Raw genomic sequence first — 5,739 nt, 5'->3', positions numbered from 1 at the left:
CAGGCCGCACCCTGTCGCCCCGGTGGGAGAGGGGCTTTAGCTGTTCCTTCTCCCACCGGGAGAAGGTGCCCCAAAGAGGCGGATGAGGGGACGGTGCGCCAGAATGCGAGCCATGCAAACCGACAACCCCTACGCCGCCCCGGTCGCCGCGCTGCCTGACACCGCGGCCGCTGCGGCACCCGCCGACCCGCTGTCCACGCTGTTCGCGCCCTCGGCGGCCAAGCTGGCGCTGCTGTGCGCGACCAGCTTCGGCTGGTATGCGCTGTACTGGTTCTACCGCAACTGGCGCGCCTTGCGCCTGCTGTCCGGGCGACGACGCATCTCGCCGGTGTGGCGCTCGGTGTTCTCGCTGCTTTGGGTATTCGCCTGCTTTCGCGGGCTGGAACGCATCATCGGCGCGCAGCGTGGCGCGCTGGTCGGCTGGCTGGGGCCGGCGTTGGCCTATGTCTGCCTGAGCCTGCTCGGCGTGTGGCCCTCGGCGCTGTCGCTGTTGACGCTGCTGACCTGGATGCCGGTCCTGCTGGTCAACCAGCGCCTGGCGCGGTTCAAGCAGGCGCGTGGCCTGCCGCAGAGCGCGGCCGAGCGCTTCAATGCCTGGACCTGGGCGTGGCTGGCGATCGCCGGGCCGTTGGCGCTGCTGGTGATGATCACGATGATCAGGGCGGTGACCATCGGCCACTCCATCGACATCGATCTGCCGCAGCGATAGGTCACGAACGCCAGGCGGAATCGGGGAGGCCACAGGGTCGGCATCCGGCGTCGACACGCGGCAGGGACGATCCGCTGCGAGTCTTCAAAGTTTCATATGCAACCACCCCTCGCCTGGTGTCTAATACTGCCCCCCACGCTGTGCCCCCTCCCGTGAGCCTTCCCGATTCCGATCTGCGTCCGGACCTGGACCCGTTGCCCGACGACGGCACCGTCGTCACCGCCGGACCACTGACCCCGCCGCCGGATTCGGCCGGCACCGCGCAGGATGCGCGCGCGCTGCGCCACAGCGTGGCCGAGGACGTGCAGGGCATGCTGCTGGCGACCCTGGTGGCCTCGCTGGGGCTGGCGGTGTTCGCCCATGGCGGGCTGATGATCGGCGGCATGGCCGGCGTGGCCTTCCTGTTGCACTACGCGCTGGGCTGGAACTTCGGCCTGATGTTCGTGCTGGTCAACCTGCCGTTCTACTGGCTGGCGGTGCGGCGCATGGGCTGGGAATTCACGCTCAAGACGTTCGTCGCGGTCGCCGCCTGCGGCCTGCTCACCGATCTGCTGCCGCGCTGGGCGCAATGGGCGACGATGACGCCGCTGTTCTCGGCACTGGTCGGCGGCGCGCTGGTCGGGCTCGGCATCCTGTTCTTCATCCGCCACCGCGCCAGCCTCGGCGGCGTCGGGATCCTTGCGGTGTACCTGCAGCGCAGCCGCGGCTGGAGCGCGGGCAAGGTGCAGATGAGCTTCGACGCGGCGCTGATGGCGGTGGCGTTCTGGCTGCTGGCGCCGCAGCAGGTGCTGTACTCGGCGATCGGCGCGGTGGTGCTGAGCCTGGTGCTGATGTTCAACCATCGCGCCGGGCGCTACATGGGCGTGTGAGTCCACGGCCGGTCGCCGTCGCGCGATCGGCGACGTGCGCATCGCCGCACGCAGGTATTCCTCGCGGATGCGCGAACGCCTCGCGATCTGCACGTACCGCATCTACTCATGCATGACATGCCTGCACTGCCTGCAGGCCAACGACGCATTGTCGCGCCGTGCTGCGCGCGACAGCCGCCGCGCTGCACGGCAACTGTCTACGGAATCTCCGCGGTGTCTACGAAACAGTCTTGCTGTCCAAGTGTGACGCAGCGCATGCTGCTGTCGAAGAAAGGATGAGCGCGCACGGACGGCGCAAGGCGATCGCGGGGAGCGCGATCCCACCTGCATGACGTTCACCACGATGTTCGACGCCGCGCCTGCGCGGCGGCGCGGTGCTGCCTGTCCGGCGCGCCGTGACGGCTGCCGGCGCTTACAGCTTTTCCACGGAACGAGGGGCAGTGCGATGAAACGTGCGATGGGATTCGCGGCATTGGTCTGTGTGGTGGTCGCGGCGTGCTCTGCCGTGAATCCTGGGTCGGGATCGAAGCCCGGCAGCGGTGGCGGGACGGTCACGCCGATACCCACGCCCGTGGCGGGATCCGGATCGGGGCCCGCGCCGAGCGCAGCGGCCTGCACGCCGCCGGGGCCGCCGGCGCCGTCGTGGTTCCCGCATGCGCAAACGCCGGCGCCGGATTCGGCGGGCTTCGCGTCCAGCAGCAATTGCGAGTTCCATCAGTGGTCGTGGAATACGTTCCTGTGGCTGACCCAGGATGTGGGCGGGCAGCCGCGCTTCCTGAGCATGTCCAGCGATGGCATCGGCGGCGTTGCCGACGGCGTCCTCGATCCGTTGATCGGCCGCTCGCAGCAGGCGCGCACCGTCGAACTGATCGATCAGGCGGGCCCGGACGGCGTGCTGGTGGATCGGCATGGGCGCGCGGTCTATTACTCGATCCATTCCAACGACGTGTTCGGCCAGTTCATCGCCAGCAATCACCTGCAGAATCCGAAGGCGTTGCGTGCCTTCGATCCGAAGGTGGCATTTCCGGTCGGCAGCATGACCCTGAAGGCGGCGTGGAAAGTGGTGCAGCCGGGCGAGGACGTATCCACGTTCTATACCCGCCAGGCGCAGATCGCCAAGCTGGGCATGCGCAAGGGCAAGATCATCGCCACCGGCGACACCGAAACCCAGACCGTGGCGCTGGTCGGCTTCCACATCGGCGGCACGGTCGCCGGCCATCCGGAGATGATCTGGGCCACGTTCGAGCACCGCGAAAATGCGCCGGACGTGGACACCTCGCTCGATCCGGGCCAGCCCGTCTCCGACAAGGACTGGACCTTTTACAAGGCCGGTACCCCGATCGAACAGTGCAACGTCAACGCCGCCGGTGCCGGTGCGCTGACCTTGAACGCGCAGACGCAGACCCTGAGTCCGGTGACCCAGGTCTGCCGCATGGTGCCGTACGGCGGGCAGAAGCCGTGCCCGAGCGGCCAGGACTGCAACATCGCCAACATCCAGTCGATGAACACCTCGGTGCAGAGCCAGTTGAACGACGTGTGGAAGAACTACTTCGAGGTCGGCGCGATCTGGTTCGTGGCCAAGGATGCGTTGGCGCCCAACTGCACGTTCCAGCCGGGTTCGGCCCTGGAATGCATTCCCTCGCCGACACCCGAAGGTGCGCCGCCGCTGCTCACCGGCTCGATCAAGCTGTCCAATTCCACCATCGAGACCTTCACCCAGGTGCAGAGCACGCAGAACAACTGCTTCGCCTGCCACAACACCACCCAGGTGATTTCGCCCGATCCGCGCGCGCAGTCGTTGCCGGGGCTGAACGTCAACATCAGCCATGTGGTGATCAACGACTACTTCCAGGCGCAGTTGCCGCAGAAGGCCCCACCGGCGGCGCGGCCGGCCACGCCGCGCTGAGGCGCGCCCCTCTCATCCGGATCAGGAGCAAGTCACCATGACCAGCAACGTGTTTCGCGTGCATCCGGCAATCGGCATCGGCCGCGTTGGCGACAGCCAGGAGTTCTATCTCGCACCGGTGACCGCGGCCGGCACCCGCGGTGCCGACGGGCTGATGGGCGGGCTGCCGGTGCAGCCCGGCACCGAGTCCACGCCGATCACCGCCGAGCAGTTCCGCGACGCCGCCGGCAACGTTAAGCGCCAGGCCGCGCGCTTCCACATCTACGCCTACCCCAGCGGCAGTTCCGGCACGTATCCCAACGGCGGCGGCGTGCGCGTGGACGTCGGCAGCTCGATCGACGGCAAGACGGTCAAGGACATCGTGTGGACCGTGCATCTGGCCAACAAGAAGCTCAACAACTATTCGACGGTGAGCCAGGGCGGCCAGTTTCGCGGCATCGGCGCCTACGAGGAGCCCGGGCTGCTGGAACTGCGCAACCCGAACTATCCCGATGCCGCAAATCCCAGCGATCCCAACGATCCGACACGGTTGCGGCAGTTGGTGATCGATGCAGGACCGCGCGCGCTCAGCGCCGCCGCCGCGGGCAGCAGCGTGGTCGCCTTCGACATGACCAGCACCGCCAGCTACGCCGATGCCAGCGGCACGATCCAGCAGCAGCCAGACTATCCGGTCAGCTTCCCCTCGATGTTCCATACGCTGCACGAACCGCTCGGCAAGCTCGATTCGTTGGGCGACATGCGCGTGGAGGCCAACGGCGCGCTGATCGTGGCCGGCGGCTTCGCCCGCACCTCGGCGGTGATCGGGGCCGATGGCAGTTATCCGCCGCTGGAGGACGCGACCGAGAACGGCCTGTGGTACGACGACGCGGCCGATGGCCCGGTCAATGCCGTGCTGATCTTCAACGACGGATCCACCGCCAGCGTGCAGGGTGCGTGGTACGTCACCGGCGATCCGGGCTATGCGCCGCAGACCCGCAACGTGGTGTCCACCTGGGACGACGTCTACGACGTGTGGGTGCGCGCACTGGGCCTGGTGCCGTCGCTGTATGCCAACAACGCGTTCGTCGCGACCTACCAGCCATCCTTCAGCGACGACATCCAGCCGATCTTCCACGCGGCGATGCTGCAGCGCTGGAACACCAATCTGCCGTCGGGAGCGGTCAAGGGCCACGACATGATCGGGCAGATCCAGCCCACCGACGATCCGAGCGCGAAGATTCCCAACCTGAAGACGCTGATCCGCGACCCGGCCTCCGCCGCCGACACCGAGACCGGCTCGCCGATGATGCCGCTGTCGCTGGGCGATGCGCAGAAGAGCTTTCTCAGCGTCAGTTCCACCCAGTACTTCCTGCTGAGCCAGTGGCACGGCAAGAACTACGTGCAGGGCGGCGCACCTGTGCTGGGCCCTGGCGAAGCGCTGGACCGCGTCACCCTGCAGAACTGCCTCGGCGGACGCTACAGCCCGGGCATCGAGGTGTCGTTCCCGATCCGCGACGTGAACCTCTACGTGCAGGACTGGAAGGCCCAGGATTGCGGGCCGTTCCGCATCAACCAGGCGCCGCTGGACTACAGCAAGGCGAACCAGGGCAGCGCGTTCCTGAGCTTCGGCTATGTGCCGCTGCAGCAGCACCTGGTGGAGCCGGGCGACCTGTCCAAGTTCATGTCGGTGCCCTGGCACACCGACTACAACTCCTGCGCCACCCATCTGCCCGATCCCAATCCGGGGCAGCAGACCGTCAATCCGAACAACACCTTGTTCTGGTCGTGGCCGGCCGAGCGGCCGTTCGCGGTCTACCCGGCGGCGCTGTGCCAGGTCGACCCCGACGACGACACCTGGTACCTGGGGCCGCAGGTCTATTCGGTGCGTGGCGAAGGCACCGACAGTCCGTATCCGACCAGGGCCGGACGCTTCCAGGCGTACGCGGACTTCGTCGCCAACTGGTCCAAGGTCGGCTTCGTTATCAGTGGCGCGCAGATCGCGCAGGTTTCCGGCAAGCCGCCGTACCCGGCCGAGCTGTTCCTCGAAGTGGCGAGCCAGTTCGATCCGGGCCAGGAGTTCGTGGCGCCGTGGCCGATGGCGAACATGCCGGTCGATCCGAAGGTGTGATGAGCACGCACCTCGGGAGCAGATGGACGTCTCTGGACGGGACACGCCGATGAGCGCGCACGACCGCTGCGCCGTCGCCATCGTCGGCGGCGGCACGGCCGGCTGCGCCACGGCGCTGGCGCTGGCCGCGCGCGGGGTCGGGGACGTG

At 67.7% G+C, this 5,739-nt stretch carries 4 protein-coding genes; all 4 read left to right on the top strand.

Annotated features, from left to right (window positions below; all coding sequences use genetic code 11):
- Positions 1 to 112 precede the first annotated feature (112 nt).
- Complete coding sequence (locus D588_RS0106280) at positions 113 to 709, top strand: hypothetical protein (protein ID WP_017915382.1); 597 nt, start codon at positions 113 to 115, stop codon at positions 707 to 709.
- Between the two features lie 152 nt (positions 710 to 861).
- On the top strand, positions 862 to 1,578 hold the full coding sequence (locus D588_RS0106275; RefSeq protein ID WP_017915381.1) for a YitT family protein: 717 nt from the start codon (positions 862 to 864) through the stop codon (positions 1,576 to 1,578).
- 571 nt (positions 1,579 to 2,149) lie between these two features.
- Positions 2,150 to 3,484 (top strand): hypothetical protein, encoded by a 1,335-nt coding sequence (locus D588_RS0106270; protein ID WP_232764245.1) that lies wholly within the window; start codon positions 2,150 to 2,152, stop codon positions 3,482 to 3,484.
- 37 nt (positions 3,485 to 3,521) lie between these two features.
- Entirely contained in the window at positions 3,522 to 5,591 is a 2,070-nt protein-coding gene (locus D588_RS0106265; protein WP_017915379.1) for a LodA/GoxA family CTQ-dependent oxidase, read from the top strand.
- Positions 5,592 to 5,739: the final 148 nt, after the last annotated feature.

This window comes from Xanthomonas sp. SHU 308 (genome assembly GCF_000364645.1).
GTDB classification, from domain to species: Bacteria; Pseudomonadota; Gammaproteobacteria; order Xanthomonadales; family Xanthomonadaceae; genus Xanthomonas_A; species Xanthomonas_A sontii.
The sequence above is the reverse complement of the archived record's forward strand: the minus strand, read 5'-3'. Positions and strand labels throughout refer to the sequence as shown.

What these genes read in the sequence shown, in the direction of transcription:
- D588_RS0106280 (WP_017915382.1), top strand. Translation starts at nt 113, where the DNA reads ATGCAAACCGACAACCCCTACGCCGCCCCGGTCGCCGCGCTGCCTGAC.
- D588_RS0106265 (WP_017915379.1), top strand. Translation starts at nt 3,522, where the DNA reads ATGACCAGCAACGTGTTTCGCGTGCATCCGGCAATCGGCATCGGCCGC.